The 18258-nt window shown below is 70.3% G+C and carries 13 protein-coding genes; 12 read left to right on the plus strand and 1 reads right to left on the minus strand.

What is annotated here, in order from left to right; translation table 11 throughout:
• Positions 1-134: 134 nt before the first annotated feature.
• The 11 genes from B7767_RS21905 (at position 135) to B7767_RS21955 (ending at position 16180) form a co-directional block, all read left to right on the plus strand.
• A complete protein-coding gene (locus B7767_RS21905) occupies positions 135-2759 on the plus strand; it encodes a valine--tRNA ligase (protein ID WP_085573702.1) in 2625 nt (874 codons plus the stop codon).
• A gap of 413 nt (positions 2760-3172) precedes the next feature.
• Entirely contained in the window at positions 3173-4690 is a 1518-nt protein-coding gene (locus B7767_RS21910) for a folylpolyglutamate synthase/dihydrofolate synthase family protein (protein ID WP_085573703.1), read from the plus strand.
• A gap of 6 nt (positions 4691-4696) precedes the next feature.
• On the plus strand, positions 4697-5047 hold the full coding sequence (locus B7767_RS21915) for a DUF4233 domain-containing protein (protein ID WP_073931890.1): 351 nt from the start codon (positions 4697-4699) through the stop codon (positions 5045-5047).
• A gap of 65 nt (positions 5048-5112) precedes the next feature.
• The gene (ndk, locus tag B7767_RS21920) at positions 5113-5526 is read left to right on the plus strand and encodes a nucleoside-diphosphate kinase (protein ID WP_085573704.1); all 414 of its coding nucleotides are present in this window, start codon (positions 5113-5115) and stop codon (positions 5524-5526) included.
• Between the two features lie 305 nt (positions 5527-5831).
• The gene (locus B7767_RS21925; RefSeq protein WP_006133575.1) at positions 5832-6851 is read left to right on the plus strand and encodes a rod shape-determining protein; all 1020 of its coding nucleotides are present in this window, start codon (positions 5832-5834) and stop codon (positions 6849-6851) included.
• A gap of 208 nt (positions 6852-7059) precedes the next feature.
• Positions 7060-8001 carry a rod shape-determining protein MreC gene (gene mreC, locus B7767_RS21930; protein ID WP_085573705.1) on the plus strand — a complete coding sequence of 314 codons (942 nt, stop codon included), beginning with the start codon at positions 7060-7062 and terminating at the stop codon, positions 7999-8001.
• Positions 8002-8014: 13 nt separating this feature from the next.
• The gene (gene mreD / locus B7767_RS21935) at positions 8015-8683 is read left to right on the plus strand and encodes a rod shape-determining protein MreD (RefSeq protein ID WP_085573706.1); all 669 of its coding nucleotides are present in this window, start codon (positions 8015-8017) and stop codon (positions 8681-8683) included.
• A gap of 115 nt (positions 8684-8798) precedes the next feature.
• The gene (mrdA, locus tag B7767_RS21940; RefSeq protein ID WP_085573707.1) at positions 8799-11090 is read left to right on the plus strand and encodes a penicillin-binding protein 2; all 2292 of its coding nucleotides are present in this window, start codon (positions 8799-8801) and stop codon (positions 11088-11090) included.
• Positions 11087-12289 (plus strand): rod shape-determining protein RodA, encoded by a 1203-nt coding sequence (rodA, locus tag B7767_RS21945; RefSeq protein WP_085573708.1) that lies wholly within the window; start codon positions 11087-11089, stop codon positions 12287-12289. The genes mrdA and rodA overlap by 4 nt, the downstream gene beginning before the upstream one ends.
• A gap of 305 nt (positions 12290-12594) precedes the next feature.
• On the plus strand, positions 12595-14166 hold the full coding sequence (locus B7767_RS21950) for a CYTH and CHAD domain-containing protein (protein ID WP_085573709.1): 1572 nt from the start codon (positions 12595-12597) through the stop codon (positions 14164-14166).
• Positions 14167-14230: 64 nt separating this feature from the next.
• Entirely contained in the window at positions 14231-16180 is a 1950-nt protein-coding gene (locus tag B7767_RS21955; protein WP_085573710.1) for a TIGR03960 family B12-binding radical SAM protein, read from the plus strand.
• Positions 16181-16240: 60 nt separating this feature from the next.
• On the opposite strand, the gene B7767_RS21960 is transcribed toward B7767_RS21955, so the two are convergent.
• The gene (locus B7767_RS21960; RefSeq protein WP_107486252.1) at positions 16241-16951 is read right to left on the minus strand and encodes a DUF2637 domain-containing protein; all 711 of its coding nucleotides are present in this window, start codon (positions 16949-16951) and stop codon (positions 16241-16243) included.
• Positions 16952-17223: 272 nt separating this feature from the next.
• Here B7767_RS21960 and B7767_RS21965 point away from each other — a divergent pair.
• The coding region (locus B7767_RS21965; RefSeq protein ID WP_085573713.1) for a hypothetical protein at positions 17224-18258 on the plus strand (1035 nt) is incomplete at its 3' end.

An 18258-nucleotide genomic window follows, 5' to 3' on the forward strand; every position in this document is an offset into this window, starting at 1 on the left:
GGATTTCCCCCTCCAGATGCTTATGCGCTGCTGACATCCTGACTCAGGAGTGATGCGTTCAGGCCAGCGGGGGTCGCACCGTTACAGAGGAATGCGTTTCGGGACAGGACCGTGACGCCTCTAAACTGAGCCCCGTGACCGAGAACGCTCAGCAGGAGCCATCAGCGCCCACGACCGAACTGCCGACCCAGTACGCGCCGGCCGATGTAGAGGGGCCGCTGTACGAGCGCTGGGTAGAGCGCGGTTACTTCGAGGCGGACGCCAAGAGCGAGAAGCCTCCGTACACCGTCGTCATCCCGCCGCCGAACGTCACCGGCAGCCTGCACCTCGGACACGCGTTCGAGCACACGCTCATCGACGCCCTCACGCGCCGCAAGCGCATGCAGGGCTTCGAGACGCTGTGGCAGCCCGGCATGGACCACGCCGGCATCGCCACGCAGAACGTCGTCGAGCGGGAGCTCGCCAAGGAGGGCAAGTCCCGCCACGACCTCGGCCGTGAGGCGTTCGTCGAGCGGGTCTGGCAGTGGAAGGGCGAGTCCGGCGGGCAGATCTCCGGCCAGATGCGCCGCCTCGGCGACGGCGTCGCCTGGTCGCGTGAGCGCTTCACCATGGACGAGGGCCTGTCCCAGGCCGTCCAGACCATCTTCAAGCGGCTCTACGACGACGAGCTGATCTACCGCGCCGAGCGCATCATCAACTGGTGCCCGCGCTGTCTGACCGCGATCTCCGACATCGAGGTCAACTACCAGGACGACGACGGCGAGCTCGTCTCCATGAAGTACGGCGACGGGGACGACACCATCGTCGTCGCCACGACCCGTGCCGAGACGATGCTCGGTGACACGGCCGTCGCCGTCCACCCCGAGGACGAGCGCTACAAGCACCTCGTCGGCAAGCTCATCAAGCTGCCGCTGACCGACCGTTCCATCCCGGTCGTCGCGGACGAGCACGTCGACCCCGAGTTCGGCACCGGCGCCGTCAAGGTGACCCCGGCGCACGACCCGAACGACTTCGAGATCGGCCAGCGCCACGACCTGCCGTCCATCGCCGTGATGGACGAGCACGCCGTCATCACCGCGCACGGCCCCTTCCAGGGCCTGGACCGCCTCGAGGCCCGTTCCGCCATCGTCGCCGCGCTGCGCGCCGAGGGCCGGATCGTCGCCGAGAAGCGCCCCTACCTCCACTCCGTCGGCCACTGCTCGCGGTGCAGCACCACCATCGAGCCGCGGCTGTCCATGCAGTGGTGGGTCAAGGTCGGCCCGCTGGCGAAGGCGGCCGGTGACGCCGTCCGCGACGGCCGCGTCAAGATCCACCCGCAGGAGATGGAGAAGCGGTACTTCGACTGGGTCGACAACCTCCACGACTGGTGCATCTCGCGGCAGTTGTGGTGGGGCCACCGCATCCCGGTCTGGTACGGGCCGAACGGCGAGGTCGTCTGCGTCGGACCGGACGACGAGGCGCCGACCGGCGAGGGCTGGCACCAGGACACCGACGTCCTGGACACCTGGTTCTCCTCGGGCCTGTGGCCGTTCTCCACGCTCGGCTGGCCCGAGCAGACCGAGTCGCTCGCGAAGTTCTACCCGAACTCCGTCCTGGTCACCGGCTACGACATCCTCTTCTTCTGGGTCGCCCGGATGATGATGTTCGGCCTGTACGCGATGGACGGCACCCCGCCGTTCCACACCATCGCCCTGCACGGCATGGTCCGCGACCAGTTCGGCAAGAAGATGTCGAAGTCCTTCGGCAACGCGGTCAACCCGCTGGACTGGATGGACAAGTACGGCTCCGACGCCCTGCGCTTCACGCTCGCGCGCGGCGCCAACCCGGGCGTCGACGTGCCGATCGGCGAGGACTGGGTCCAGGGCTCGCGCAACTTCGCCAACAAGATCTGGAACGCGACCCGCTTCGCCCTGATGAACGGCGCGACGGTCGAGGGCCCGCTGCCGGACGCGTCGGTGATGTCGCCGACCGACCGCTGGATCCTGTCCCGGCTGAACTCGGTCGTCGCCGAAGTCGACGCGCACTACGACGACTTCCAGTTCGCCAAGCTGTCGGACGCGCTGTTCCACTTCGCCTGGGACGAGGTCTTCGACTGGTACGTCGAGCTGTCCAAGACGACGTTCCAGGCGGGTGGGGAGCCGGCCGAGGTCAGCAAGCGGGTCCTCGGCGAGGTGCTGGACGTCACGCTGCGGCTGTTGCACCCGGTGGTCCCGTTCGTCACGGAGACGCTGTGGACGACGCTGACGGGGGGCGAGTCGGTCGTCATCGCCGAGTGGCCGTCCGACAGCGGCTTCCGGGACGCGGACGCCGAGCGGGAGATCGAGACGCTGCAGTCCGTCATCACCGAGGTCCGCCGCTTCCGTGCCGACCAGGGCCTGCAGCCCGGCCAGCGGGTCCCGGCCCGGCTGACCCTCGACGGTACGGCGCTGGCCCCGCACGAGCCGGCCGTCCGGCAGCTGCTGCGCCTCCAGCCGGAGGGCGACTCCTTCACGGCCACGGCGACGCTGCCGGTGGCGGGTGTCGAGGTCGCGCTGGACCTGTCCGGTGTGATCGACGTCGCCGCCGAGCGGAAGCGCCTGGCCAAGGACCTCGCCGCCGCCGAGAAGGAGAAGGCCCAGGCGACGGCGAAGCTCGGCAACGAGGCGTTCCTGTCGAAGGCCCCGGACCACGTGGTGGACAAGATCCGCACGCGCCTGGCGAAGGCGGAGGAGGACATCACCCGAATCCAGTCCCAACTCGACCGCCTGCCCCAGGCGTAACCCACCGCAGCCGCGGACAGCCGCCCGGTTCGGGCGGCGCCCCCGCAGCTGCGGTCAGCCGCCCGGTTCGGGTGGCGCCTCCCCCAGCTGAGGGCAGTCGTGCCTCCCCCAGTGCCTGAAGGGCCTGGGAGGTGCCCCCAGGGCGGCACGGGTGGGCGGTGGGGGTCCCTCCCGCTCGAGCGAAGCCGAGAGTGGGGGAGGCACCCTGCGAGCGCGGGTGGCGAAACCCCGCGACGGGCAACCGAAGGCTCCCGGAACCACACGGCTCCGGGAGCCTTCGCCCGTCCGGGGGCGGGCCGCGCCGCCCGGCGCCGACGGGGCACCTCCCCGGAAGGTGTATACCCCCCAGCGGCACTGGTCGGCGCAGAGGCGCTGCGGCCGGCCGCGGAAGCGGGGTACGTAGACTGGTCCCCGTGAGTGAGCTCCCCCCTGATGACAGCGAGCAGCCCGACCCCGTCGACGGCTTCGACGAGATCGTCGCCGCCGAGACCGACCGCGACCCCGACCTCGCGGTGATCGAGGCCGGCAGCCGCACCCTGCGCACCCAGGGCGGCCCGCCCCGGGCGGACGTGCCCGCCCGCCCCGCCGACCCCGAGGTCGACAAGGCCCTGCGCGAGGTCGAGGCGGAGCTCGCCACCCGCTGGGGCGAGACCAAGCTCGAGCCCTCGGTCGCCCGCATCGCCGCGCTGATGGACGTCCTGGGCGAGCCCCAGCGCTCGTACCCCTCGATCCACATCACCGGCACCAACGGCAAGACCTCCACCGCCCGCATGATCGAGGCCCTGCTCGGCGCCTTCGAGCTGCGCACCGGCCGCTACACCTCCCCGCACGTCCAGTCGATCACCGAGCGGATCAGTCTCGACGGGGCGCCCGTCTCCGCCGAGCGGTTCATCGAGACGTACCAGGACGTCAAGCCGTACGTCGAGATGGTCGACGCGGCGCAGGAGTACCGGCTGTCCTTCTTCGAGGTGCTCACCGGCATGGCGTACGCCGCCTTCGCCGACGCGCCCGTGGACGTGGCGGTCGTCGAGGTCGGCATGGGCGGCAGCTGGGACGCGACGAACGTGATCGACGCCGGCGTCGCCGTGGTGACGCCTATCGACCTCGACCACACCGACCGGCTCGGCACCACGCCCGCCGAGATCGCCGGCGAGAAGTCCGGCATCGTCAAGCGGGACGCGACGGTGATCATGGCGCAGCAGCCGGTGGACGCCGCGCAGGTGCTGCTGAAGAAGGCCGTCGAGGTGGACGCGACGGTGGCCCGTGAGGGCCTGGAGTTCGGGGTGGTGGCCCGGCAGGTCGCCGTCGGCGGCCAGCTGGTGACGCTGCGCGGGCTCGGCGGCGAGTACCCCGAGGTGTACCTGCCGCTGCACGGCGAGCACCAGGCCCACAACGCGGCCGTGGCGCTCGCCGCCGTGGAGGCGTTCTTCGGCGTCGGTGCCCAGCACGCCCAGCCGCTCGACATCGACACCGTGCGCAAGGCGTTCGCCGCCGTCGCCTCCCCGGGCCGGCTGGAGGTCGTACGGCGTTCGCCGACCGTCGTCCTGGACGCCGCCCACAATCCGGCGGGCGCGCGTGCGGCGGCCGCCGCGATCGGGGAGGCGTTCCAGTTCAGCCGGCTCATCGGCGTGGTCGGCGCGAGCGGCGACAAGAACGTGCGCGGACTGCTGGAGGCGTTCGAGCCGGTCTTCGCCGAGGTCGTCGTCACCCGGAACTCCAGCCACCGCGCGATGGACGCCGACGAACTGGCGGCAATCGCCGTCGAGGTGTTCGGCGAGGACCGCGTCCAGGTCGAGCCGCGGCTGCCGGACGCCCTGGAGGCCGCGATCACGCTGGCCGAGGAGGAGGGCGAGTTCGCGGGCGGCGGCGTGCTCGTCACCGGTTCCGTCATCACCGTCGGCGAGGCCCGACTGCTCCTGGGGAGGGGCTGAGATCCCGTGCGTACGCTCTGCGCCTCGACGCTGATCGGCGAGTTCTTCATCATCGGTTTCGCCGGACTGGTCGCGATGAAGGACCCGGACCTGTCCACCGGCACGGTGTGGACGGTCTGCGGCATCGCGATGTTCCTGTCCGTGGCCCTGTGCGGGGTGATCACCCGGCCCGGCGGGGTGGCCCTCGGCTGGGCGCTGCAGATCGCCCTGATCGCCTCCGGTGTCTTCGTCCCGATGATGTTCTTCATGGGCGCGCTCTTCGCGCTGCTGTGGTGGGCGTCGGTGCACTTCGGGCGAAAGGTGGACGAAGCCAAGGCCCGTTTCGCCGCGCAGGCGGGTCGGCCTGACGCTGCGTGACAGGTGTCCCGACACGCCCGGTAACCTCGTCTTCCCGCATCACTTCCCGCACAAGGAGCTCCGTCGTGACCCAGCGCACCCTCGTCCTCCTCAAGCCCGACGCCGTACGTCGTGGCCTGACCGGCGAGATCATCAGCCGTATCGAGCGCAAGGCCGGCTGGCAGATCACCGCGCTGGAGCTGCGGACCCTGGGCCAGGACACGCTGGAGCAGCACTACGGCGAGCACAAGGGCAAGCCGTTCTACGAGCCGCTGGTGGAGTTCATGGCCTCCGGTCCGGTCGTGGCGATGATCGTCGAGGGCGAGCGGGTCATCGAGGGGGTGCGCCAACTGGCCGGTCCCACCGACCCGATCGCCGCCGCGCCGGGTTCGATCCGCGGCGATTTCGGTGTGATCGTCCGGGAGAACCTGATCCACGCCTCCGACTCCGAGGAGTCGGCCGAGCGCGAGGTGAAGATCTTCTTCCCGGGTCGCGCGTAATCCCGCGCATAACGATCACATCGCGGCCGCGTCCAGTGTGTTTGGGCGCCTGTCGGACGGTCTGGGGGCTTTGCCCCCGGACCCTTTTTGGCATATGCGTGGCGTTCGGGGGAACGGATGCCCCCGATGGACCGTCTCCACAAGCAGCGGGGCACGCCATCTGATGACAATGGCGAAGACCCTCGCGCGGTGCTCGCGAAGGCGCGTCTACGATGGAAGCATTCACGTCACCGCACCCACCTCGCCGACCTGAGAAGCCCTCAAAAGCTCGTGGGAAGGCCAGTCGAATCCTGATGGGGAACTCAATGTCGTTCATCGGCCGTGACATGGCTGTCGACCTCGGGACCGCCAACACGCTGGTGTACGTCAGGGGTCGTGGGATCGTACTCAACGAGCCGTCCGTCGTCGCGATCAACACCAACACCGGCGGCATCCTCGCGGTCGGCGCCGAGGCGAAGAAGATGATCGGGCGCACCCCCGGCAACATCGTCGCCGTGCGCCCGCTGAAGGACGGCGTCATCGCCGACTTCGAGATCACCGAGCGGATGCTCCGCTACTTCATCCTGAAGATCCACAAGCGGCGGTACCTGGCTCGTCCGCGGGTCGTCGTCTGTGTGCCCTCGGGCATCACGGGCGTCGAGCGCCGCGCCGTCATCGAGGCGTCGTCCCAGGCCGGCGCCCGCCAGGTGCACATCATCGAGGAGCCCATGGCCGCCGCCATCGGTTCCGGGCTGCCGGTCCACGAGGCCACCGGCAACATGGTGGTGGACATCGGCGGCGGCACCACGGAGGTCGCGGTCATCTCCCTCGGCGGCATCGTCACCGCCCAGTCCATCCGCGTCGCGGGTGACGAGCTGGACAACGCGATCATCCAGCACATCAAGAAGGAGTACTCCCTCCTGCTGGGTGAGCGGACGGCCGAGCAGATCAAGATCACGATCGGTTCGGCGTACGACCTGGACACCGACGAGCACACCGAGATCCGCGGCCGGGACCTCGTCTCCGGACTGCCGAAGACCGTCGTCATCTCCGCCGCCGAAGTGCGCAAGGCGATCGAGGAGCCGGTCAACGCCATCGTGGACGCCGTCAAGACGACCCTCGACAAGTGCCCGCCGGAGCTGTCCGGCGACATCATGGACCGGGGAATCGTTCTGACCGGCGGCGGTGCGCTGCTGCGCGGTCTCGACGAGCGGCTGCGCCGGGAGACGGGCATGCCGATCCACATCGCCGAGGACCCGCTGGACAGCGTGGCGCTCGGTTCCGGCAAGTGCGTCGAGGAGTTCGAGGCGCTTCAGCAGGTGCTCGACGCCCAGCCGCGCAGATGACGCACCCCCTCGATACCGCCGTACGGGACGACCTTCTTCCGTACGGCGGATCGTTGATATAGAGGCATGAAATCCCCCACAACACCCCACAACGCCTCGAACGTAACCCCGAAGCATCCTTCGGCACACCCGACGAAGCACCTTCGACACACCTGAACAGACCCCCACCTCATACCCGTTCTCGACGAGGAAGGCACGGCCGCCGCACGTGAGGGACACACGAGAGAGCCGGCTGCTCCTGGTGCTGCTGATCGCCATCGCGTTCGCACTGATCACGGTGGACATCCGCGGCGGGGAGGATTCACCGGTCGACGGTGCCCGGCAGGCCGCGGCGACCGTCTTCGGCCCGATCGAGAACGGCGTGTCCGGCGCGGTCGACCCGATCGGCAACGCGGTCACCGCCGTCCGCGAGTCCGGCGACCGGCACGACCGGCTCGCCGAGCTGGAGCGGGAGAACGCCGCGCTCAAGGCCGAACTCGGCAGCGACGACCGCAGCCGCAGCCGCCTCAAGCAGCTCGACAAGCTGCTGAAGGTCTCCGGCCAGGGCCAGTACGGCATCAAGGGCGCCCAGGTCATCGCCATAGGAGCGGCCCAGGGCTTCTCCTGGACCATCACCATCGACGCCGGGGCCGACGACGGCATCGAACGCGACATGACCGTCCTCAACGGCGACGGACTCGTCGGCCGCGTCACCACCGTCGGCCCGGACACCGCCACCGTGCTGCTCGCCACCGACCCCGACTTCACCGTCGGCACCCGCATGGAGTCCACCGACGAACTCGGCTTCGCCTCCGGCCAGGGCGACCGCCCGCTGCGCGTCGAACTCCTCAACGGCAAGGCCGAGATCAAGAAGGGCGACCGCCTGGTCACCTTCGGCTCGCAGGCCGACAAGCCGTTCGTGCCCGGCGTCCCCGTCGGCGTCGTCTCCCGCGTCGACCCGTCCGGCGGCGACCTCACCCGCACCCTCTCCGTCACGCCGTTCGTCAGCTTCAGCAAGCTCGACGTCGTCGGCGTCGTCGTCCAGGCCCCCGAGAAGGACCCGCGCGACACGGTGCTGCCCAAGAAGCCGAAGCCGACCCCCACGCCGACCGTGACGGTGACCGTCACGCCCTCCGCCCCCGCCGACGGCCTCAACCAGCAAGAGCAGTAGGAGCTGTCACCCCATGCGCGTCAACCGGATCCTGCTCTCCAGCTCGCTGATCGTCGTCGCCCTGGTGATCCAGGTGAGCGTCCTCGCCCGCCTCCACCTCCCGGGAGCCGTCCCCGACCTGCTGCTGCTCACCGTCCTCGGCCTCGCCCTGGTCTACGGCCACGTCGGCGGCGCCCTCATCGGCTTCGCCGCCGGACTCCTCGCCGACCTCGCCCCGCCCGCCGACCACGCCGCCGGGCGCTACGCCCTCGTGCTGTGCGTCATCGGCTACCTCGCCGGACTCGTCAAACCCGAGAGCGGTCAGGTGAAGTCGGCGACCGGCCCGATGGTCGTGGTCGTCGCCGCCGCCGTCGGCTCCACCCTGCTCTACGCCGGTGTCGGCGCCCTCGTCGGCGACACCGCCGCCCGCCATGTCGGCCTCGGCGGACTGCTGTTCACCGCCGCCCTGTACGACCTGCTGCTCGCGCCGTTCGTCGTCCCCGGCGTCATGGCCCTGGCCCGGCGCGCCGAGAACGACCCGCTCGCCGAGACCAACCCCGCCAAGTCCGGCGACATCGCCTCCGGCTGGCTCTCCGGCGGCACCGGACTGCGCATCGGCGGACAGCGGGGCGGACTGCGGGTCAAGGCGGCCCGCGCCCGGGGGGCCCGCGCCGGACGCATCAAGGGGGTCAAGCGCCTGTGACCTCGCAGAACTTCACCGGAACGAGTGAACGGGCGGCGGAACGCGGGCACACGGCCCGGCCGTTCATCACTCGTACCCGCACCGTCGTACGCGCTCCGAGGGAGGAGGAAGCCGCGTGACCAACATCCCCGAGACCGGCCGCAGCCCGCGGGTCCAGATCCGTCTCGTCGTCATCCAGGTCCTCGTCCTCTCCCTCCTCGGCACCCTCGGCGGGCGTCTGTGGTACCTCCAGATCCGCGAGGGCGACCAGTACGCCAAGGAGGCCTCCGGCAACCACGTCCAGCAGGTCGTCCAGCCCGCGGTCCGCGGCTCCATCCTGGACGCCCGCGGAGTGCCCCTCGCCGACAACGAGACCCGCCTGGTCGTCTCCGCCTCCCGCACCGAACTGCTGAAGATGAAGGACGACGGCAAGGCGGTCCTCACCAAACTCGCCGGCGTCCTCGGCATGGACGCCGAGGAGGTCCAGCAGAAGGTCCGCCTCTGCGACGCCGAGACCCCCCAGCCCTGCTGGAACGGCTCGCCGTACCAGCCCATCCCCATCACCGACGAGGCCACCGCCAAACAGGCCCTGCAGATCCGTGAGCGCGCCGAGGACTTCCCCGGCATCACCGCCGAACCGCAGGCCCTGCGCCGCTACCCGAGCCCCGGCAAGGCCAACACCGCCCAGGTCCTCGGCTACCTCTCACCCGTCACCGACGAGGAGATCACGAAGGCCCAGGACACCAGCTCGCCCTACCTGCGCTCCGACATGGTCGGCCGCTCCGGCCTGGAGCGCCAGTACGACAAGCAGCTGCGCGGCAAGGCCGGCGTCACCCGCTACGAGGTCGACAACCTCGGCCGCGTCATCGGCGAGGCCGAGGCCGACCCCGCCCAGCCCGGCGCCAACCTCGTCACCAGCATCGACTCCCGCGTCCAGCGCATCGCCGAGTACGAGCTGAACGAGGCGATGAAGGAAGCCCGCAAGCAGCACGACCGCAACACCAACCGCAACTACGAGGCCGACTCCGGCGCCGTCGTCGTCATGGAGGCCAAGACCGGCCGCGTCGTCGCCATGGCCTCCAACCCGACCTACGACCCCAACGCCTGGGTCGGCGGCATCTCCGCCAAGGACTACGCGAACCTCACCGGGAAGAAGTCCAACTACCCGCTGCTCAACCGCGCCATCCAGGGCCAGTCGGCACCCGGCTCCATCTTCAAGGTCATCCCGACGGCCGCCGCCATACAGGCCGGCTACTCCTTCGAAGGCCCCTACAACTGCTCCAGCTCGTACTCCATCGGCGGACAGGTCTTCAAGAACTTCGAGTCCCAGAACCACGGCCCGATCAGCCTCGGCCGCGCCCTGGAGGTGTCCTGCGACACCGTCTTCTACGCCCTCGCCCACGAGGAGTGGAAGCGCGACGGCGGCAACAAGCCGAAGAAGAACGCCGACGACTGGTTCTACAAGACCGCCCACCAGTTCGGCCTCGGCGAGGAGACCGGCATCGACCTGCCCAACGAGGTCACCGGCCGCGTCCCCGACCGCCAGTGGAAGCTGGACTACTGGACGGCCAACAAGGACGCCTGGTGCAAGTACGGGAAGAAGGACGGCACCTACGCGGAGAAGATCGCCTACGAGAACTGCCTCGAAGGCAACCGGCTGCGCGCGGGTGACTCCGTCAACTACTCCATCGGCCAGGGCGACACGCTCGTCACCCCCATCCAGATGGCCACCATCTACGCGGCCATCTCCAACGGCGGCACCCTCTACGACCCCACCGTCGGCAAGGCCGTCATCAGCCCCGACGGCAAGACCGTCACGGAGATCGAGCCCAAGGCGCACGGCAAGCTGCCGACGTCGAAGAAGACGCTCGCCCAGATAGACGAAGCCCTCGAAGGAGTCGCCACCCGCGGTACGGCCGCGTGGCGATTCGGGGGCTGGCCACAGGACGAGATCCCGATGCACGCCAAGACCGGTACCGCCGAGGTCTACGGCAAGCAGACCACCTCGTGGTTCGCCACGTACACCAAGGACTACTCGATCGTCATGACGATCTCCCAGGGCGGTACCGGCTCCGGCGCCTCGGGCCCCGCCGTGCGCAACATCTACAACGCCCTGTACGGCGTCTCCGAGGACGGCGAGATCGACAAGAAGAAGGCGCTGCTGTCCACGCCGCAGAAGAACCTCCCGAAGGTCCGCACGGACGGCACCATCACCTCCCCGAAGATCTCCAAGGACCCCGCCAAGGACCGGGTCTCCCCCTCGCCCGACGCCCGCGCCACCACCCCGCAGGACGGCGGCCCCGCCGACCCGCAGCAGACGGGCACGCTCCCCTCGCCGGAGAACACCAACCGCGAAACCCGCCGCCGCCACCGGCGACGACGCGGCGGCACCGGCACCGGAAAGGGACTCCGGAGGGCAGCGTCATGACCGGCGGAGTCAACAGCTTCCAGGTCTCCGGATACGGACCGGAGCGGGCCGGCTGGACACGGGTCTTCGCCCGTGACTCCCTGGCCCGGCGCCTCGACTGGCCGATACTGTTCTCGGCGCTCGCCCTGTCCCTGCTGGGCTCGCTCCTGGTCTACTCGGCCACCCGCAACCGCACCGAACTCAACCAGGGCGACCCCTACTACTTCCTGGTCCGGCACTGGCTCAACACCGGCATCGGGGTGGCCCTGATGATCGGCGCCCTCTGGCTCGGCCACCGCGCCCTGCGCACGGCCGTGCCCCTGCTGTACGGCGCCTCCGTCTTCCTGATCCTGCTGGTGCTCACCCCGCTGGGCTCCACCATCAACGGCGCCCACTCCTGGATCAAGCTCCCCGGCGGCTTCTCCCTCCAGCCCTCCGAGTTCGTGAAGATCACGATCATCCTGGGCATGGCGATGCTGCTCGCCGCCCGTGTCGACGCCGGCGACAAGCCGTACCCCGATCACCGCACGGTCCTCCAGGCCCTCGGGCTGGCCGTCGTCCCCATGCTGATCGTGATGCTCATGCCCGACCTCGGGTCGGTCATGGTCATGGTCATCATCGTGCTCGGCGTGCTGCTCGCCTCCGGCGCCTCCAACCGCTGGATCTTCGGCCTGCTCGGCGCCGGCGCGGCCGGCGCGGTCACCGTCTGGCAGCTCGGGATCCTCGACGAGTACCAGATCAACCGCTTCGCCGCCTTCGCCAACCCCGAGCTCGACCCCGCCGGCGTCGGCTACAACACCAACCAGGCCCGCATCGCCATCGGCTCCGGCGGACTGACCGGCTCCGGCCTCTTCCAGGGCTCCCAGACCACCGGCCAGTTCGTGCCCGAACAGCAGACCGACTTCGTCTTCACCGTCGCCGGTGAGGAACTCGGCTTCGTCGGCGGCGCACTGATCATCGGCCTGCTCGGCATCATCCTCTGGCGCGCCTGCCGCATCGCCCGCGACACCACCGACCTGTACGGCACGATCGTCGCCGCCGGCATCGTCGCCTGGTTCGCCTTCCAGTCCTTCGAGAACATCGGCATGACCCTCGGCATCATGCCCGTCACCGGCCTCCCCCTGCCGTTCGTCTCCTACGGAGGCTCCTCCATGTTCGCCGTCTGGCTGGCCGTGGGCCTGCTGCAGTCCATCCGGATACAACGGCCGATGTCCGCGTAGGGGATGCCGTCCGGATCAGGCCGGCCGCAGGACGCGGCGCCCTGCGGCCGAGCCGAGCGGGGTCCGGTGCGTGCAACCGCAAGACGGAGGAGGGAGTCGACGCGATGAGGGTCCCCGCGCGAGCGCGGGGGAGCCGGCGAGCGACGACAACGCCGCAGGGATCCCCCCTCCGGGGAGTGCGTGCCGGCCCCCGCGACCCCGGCCGGACCCGAACGGCACCCCCTGACCGTCCCGGGTGCGGAGCGGCGGTCCACTGCCACTCCGCACCCACGACTGAATCCACCTGTGGCGGATAGATTCGCCTCATGGCGGACACCAAGCGCGAGATCGAGCGAAAGTACGAGTCCGACGACAGCGGACTGCCCGACCTGACCCGCGTCCCCGGCGTGGCGGCCGTCCTCGACAAGGGCGTCATGAGCCTCGACGCCACCTACCACGACACCACCGACGAACGCCTCGCCGCGTCCTCCGTCACCCTGCGCCGCCGCACCGGCGGCTCCGACGCCGGCTGGCACCTGAAGTTCCCCGTCGCCCCCGGAGTGCGCGACGAGATCCGCGCCCCGCTCTCCGACACCCTCCCGGACGAGCTCGCCGCCCTCGTCCGCTCCCGCGTCCGCGACAGCGAACTGCTGCCCGTCGTCCGGCTGCGCTCCGACCGCGACGTACGCCACCTCGTCGACGCCGACGGCCGGCTGCTCGCCGAGGTCAGCGTCGACACCGTCCGCGCCGAACGCCTCACCGGCACCGGCGGCACCGCCCGGTGGACCGAGATCGAGGTCGAACTCGCCGACGACGGCGACCCCGCCTTCCTCGACAAGGTGGAGAAACGCCTGCGCAAGGCCGGCGTACGCCCCTCGGCCTCGGCCTCGAAACTGGCCAGGGCACTGGCCGACACGGCACCGGACGGAACCACGACCGCGGCGGCCACACGCACACCCGCCACGGCACCAGGGGCCGCCCCGAAGCGGAAACACAGGTCACGTCCGGCCGGGAAACCCGTCACCACCGGCGACCACGTCCTCGCCTACGTCCGCGCCCAGCGCGACGCCCTCGTCGAGCTCGACCCCGCCGTACGCCAGGACGTCCCCGACTCCGTGCACCGCATGAGGGTCGCCACCCGCCGCCTGCGCAGCACCTTCCGCACCTTCCGCACCGTCCTCGACCGCGAGGTGACCGACCCCGTCGGCGCCGACCTGAAGTGGCTGGCCGCCGAGCTGGGCCTGGACCGCGACCAGGAGGTGCTCGCCGAACGCCTCCGGTCGTCCCTCGCCGACCTGCCCGACACCCTCGTCGCCGGCCCCGTCGGCCACCGGCTCACCCACTGGGCCGAGGCCCGCCACGCCGGAGCCCACGGCCGCCTCACCGGCATCCTCGACTCCCGCCGGTACCTCACCCTCCTCGACACCCTGGACGCCCTGCTCGCCGACCCGCCCCTGCGCAAGAAGGCCGGAACCAAACCGGAGAAGACCCTCACCAAAGCCGTGCGCAAGGACCTCGACAAGCTGACCGGCCTCGTCACCCGCGCCCTCGACCTCCCGCCCGGCACCGACCGCGACCTCGCCCTGCACGACGCCCGCAAGAAGACCAAGCGCACCCGCTACGCCGCCGAGGCCGCAGCCCCCGCACTCGGCGGACCGGCGGACGACCTCGTCAAGGGCATGAAGGCGCTCCAGGGCCTGCTCGGCGACCACCAGGACAGCGTCATGGCCCGCCGGACCCTCCGCGAGCTCGCCGCCGTCGCCCACGCGGCCGGCGAGAGCGCCTTCACCTACGGCGTCCTCCACGCCCGCGAGGAACACCGCGCGGAGCGCGTCGAGGCCGCCCTCCCCGAAGCCTGGACGTCGGTCACCAAGGACCTTCGGCCCTGGACAACGTAGGGAGTACCCCTCCGGCCGCGTTACGCTGAATGGTCACCCCAATCAGCACACAAAGGTTCGCGAGATGCCTGCCGAAGCCGCCGAGTCTGTGTTCCCGCAGCTCGAAGCTCTGCTCCCGCATGTGCAGAAGCCGATCCAGTACGTCGGCGGAGAGCTCAACTCCACGGTCAAGCCGTGGGAGAGCTGCGACGTCCGCTGGGCGCTCATGTACCCCGACGCCTACGAGGTCGGACTGCCCAACCAGGGCGTCATGATCCTCTACGAGGTCCTCAACGAACAGGACGGCGTCCTCGCCGAGCGCACCTACAGCGTCTGGCCGGACCTGGAAGCGCTGATGCGGGAACACCGCGTCCCGCAGTTCACGGTCGACAGCCACCGCCCGGTGAAGGCCTTCGACGTGTTCGGCCTGAGCTTCTCCACCGAGCTCGGCTACACCAACATGCTCACCGCCCTGGACCTGGCCGGCATCCCGCTGGAGGCCAAGGACCGCGGCCTCGACGACCCGATCGTCATGGCCGGCGGCCACGCCGCCTTCAACCCCGAACCGATCGCCGACTTCATCGACTGCGCGGTCATCGGCGACGGCGAGCAGGCCGTCCTGGAGGTCACGCGGATCGTCCGCGCCTGGAAGGAGGAGGGCCGCCCCGGCGGCCGCGAGGAACTCCTCTTCCGCCTGGCGAGGACCGGCGGGGTGTACGTCCCCGGCTTCTACGACGTCGAGTACCTCCCCGACGGCCGTATCGCCCGCGTCGTACCGAACAGGTCGGGCGTCCCGTGGCGCGTCTCCAAGCACACGGTGATGGACCTCGACGAGTGGCCCTACCCCAAGCAGCCCCTCGTCCCGCTCGCCGAGACCGTCCACGAGCGCATGTCCGTGGAGATCTTCCGCGGCTGCACCCGCGGCTGCCGCTTCTGCCAGGCCGGCATGATCACCCGCCCGGTCCGGGAGCGCTCGATCACCGGCATCGGCGAGATGGTCGAGAAGGGCCTGAAGGCGACGGGCTTCGAGGAGGTCGGCCTGCTGTCCCTCTCCTCCGCGGACCACTCGGAGATCGGCGACATCGCCAAGGGCCTCGCCGACCGCTACGAGGAGGACAAGGTCGGCCTCTCCCTCCCCTCCACCCGCGTCGACGCCTTCAACATCGACCTGGCGAACGAGCTGACCCGCAACGGCCGCCGTTCGGGCCTCACCTTCGCCCCCGAGGGCGGTTCGGAGCGCATCCGCAAGGTCATCAACAAGATGGTCTCCGAGGACGACCTCATCCGGACCGTCGCCACGGCCTACGGCAACGGCTGGCGCCAGGTGAAGCTGTACTTCATGTGCGGCCTGCCCACCGAGACCGACGACGACGTCCTCCAGATCGCCGACATGGCCACCCGTGTGATCGCCAAGGGCCGCGAGGTCTCCGGCTCCAACGACATCCGCTGCACCGTCTCCATCGGCGGCTTCGTCCCCAAGCCGCACACCCCCTTCCAGTGGGCCCCGCAGCTCTCCGCCGAGCAGACGGACGAGCGCCTCGCCAAGCTCCGCGACAAGATCCGCGGCGACAAGAAGTACGGCCGCTCGATCGGCTTCCGCTACCACGACGGCAAGCCCGGCATCGTCGAGGGCCTGCTCTCGCGCGGCGACCGCCGCATCGGCGCGGTCATCCGCGCGGTCTACGAGGACGGCGGCCGCTTCGACGGCTGGCGCGAGCACTTCTCGTACGACCGCTGGATGGACTGCGCCGACAAGTCCCTCGCGCAGTTCGGCGTGGACGTCGACTGGTACACCACCCGCGAGCGCACCTACGAGGAGGTCCTCCCCTGGGACCACCTCGACTCCGGCCTGGACAAGGACTGGCTCTGGGAGGACTGGCAGGACGCCCTCGACGAGACGGAGGTCGAGGACTGCCGCTGGACCCCGTGCTTCGACTGCGGCGTGTGCCCGCAGATGGACACGTCCATCCAGATCGGCCCCACCGGCAAGAAGCTGCTGCCGTTGACGGTCAAGAACTCCGCGCCCGCTTCCTGAGCGGTGACGAACGCCGAAGCCCCCTTCGCACGCGAAGGGGGCTTCCGTGTGTCGCCGGGGCTACGGGAGGTCGCGCCGGTACTGGCGGTGGCGGGCCGAGGCGCGGCGGGGCGGACGGGTGAGGGTGATCTGGCGGACGAGTTGCTGGAAGCAGGCCAGGGCGGCCACGCCCGGGAGGGCCGCGGCGGCCGTGTCGGTGATCGTCCGGGGGGCCTGGGCCACGCAGAGCATGACGGCGACGAACGAGAAGAGGAGGACGACGAACCACGAGTGCAGGGCGCGCCGTTGGTGCAGCGCCGCGCGGAGGACGGACAGCGAGCCCGCCAGCCAGGGGCCGTAGACCAGCACGGGCCACCAGGCCGAGGAACTGCCGCTGCTGTGGGCCGTGGTGACGAGGAGCAGGGGTTCGTAGGTGACGACGCCGCTGAAGACGCTCACCATCGACACGGTGACCGCTGTCAGGGCGGCGACGGCGTAGCTGGCGAGGCGCAGCGCGTCCGGGCGTTTACGCGGGGGTTTGCGGTGGCCGCGCGGTGACGCGCGCAGGGGTGGCAGTTCCGCCGTGATCTCCTGCAGGTTGCCCATGGGGCTGCCGGCCGGGGGAGTGGTGACCGAGGTCTCCTCGCGGGGCCCCGGCATGGTGACGCCGGAGGATTCCTCACCGCGGGCTTCCTGGAGCAGATAGGCGAGTTCCTCGGCCGGGTCCCAGTGCGGTACGGACGTTTCCATGGGCTCCGCGTAGACGAGAGGGTCGTAGCGTTCGTCATTCATGTCAGCGGGCCTCGCCGATCCAATGGGCGGCGAGGCCGGTTTTCCATGAATTCCCCCCGTCGGACCTGATGAGCCCGGACATGCTTGCCTTCGTCATATAGCGACTAACGGTGACTGTTTCACTTGGATGCGTGGCAAATGAGTGAACGGCCGTAGGGAAAATCGCTTTACATAAGTCGCGGAATTCTTATGTCCGATCGGCGTTCAGCATATGAGGTAAACAACATCGCGAGGGTGGGATCCGGGTGGGCCGCGCCTGCGTCTCCGTGGGTATGGATCTCGAGAAGCCGGCCGGCCCGCCGGCCGCCGCGCCCGCGGGCGAGGGGTGTCTCGTCGTGGCGGTCCGCGTTCCCGTGCGGATCGTGGCGCTGGTGCTGGTCGTGCCGGTACGGGTGGCGTGGGACGCGCTGGTCGTCGCCGGACGGTTCCTGAACGACACGCTGCTGCGGCCTCTCGGGCGGGCGCTGCTGTGGGTGGGGCGAGCGGTGTTCGTGTGGCCGTTCGTGGGGCTGTGGCGGTATGTGCTGGTGCCGTCCGGCAAGGGGCTGGTGTGGCTCGGGAAGGCGCTGCTGGTCCTTCCGGCCATCGCGTTCTACCGCCATGTGCTGACTCCCCTCGGTCACGGGGCCGTATGGCTGTACGCGCGTGTGCTGACACCGGTCGGGGCCGGGGCGTGGGCGGCCGCGGTGTGGCTGGGGCGGTATTTCTTCGTCGGGCCCGCGCTGTGGCTGTACCGGTGGGTTCTGGTGCCGGTGGGGCGGGCGGTCGCCTGGTGTGTGAGGGGGCTGGTGTGGCTGGTGGGGACGGCCGTCGCCGGGATCGGCACGGGTCTGTACTGGACCGCCCGGATCCTGCTGGTGCTGCCCGCGCTGTGGCTGTACCGGTGGGTTCTGGTGCCGGTGGGGCGGGCGGTCGCCTGGTGTGCGAGGGGGCTGGTGTGGCTGGTGGGGACGGCCGTCGCCGGGATCGGCACGGGTCTGTACTGGACCGCCCGGATCCTGCTGGTGCTGCCCGCGCTCGCGGTGTGGCGGTGGGTGTTGGTGCCCGTCGGGCGTGTGCTCGCGGTCGTCGCGCGGGAGGTCGGGGACGCCCTCGGGCATGCCTGGCGGGTCGCCGGGTACATGTCCCTCGCCGTGGGACGGTTTCTGGGGAGGCTCTTCCGGTGGGTGTTCGTGGAGCCGGTGCGATGGGTGTACCTGAGGGTGCTGACGCCGGTGGGGCACGTGGTGCGCGACGCGGTGCTGCGGCCCGTCGGGGATGCCGCCCGCGCGGTGGGCCGGGCCGCCCGGCAGGCCCTCGCCGCCGCC

Source organism: Streptomyces sp. 13-12-16 (genome assembly GCF_002114215.1).
In the GTDB taxonomy this organism is placed as follows: Bacteria; Actinomycetota; Actinomycetes; order Streptomycetales; family Streptomycetaceae; genus Streptomyces.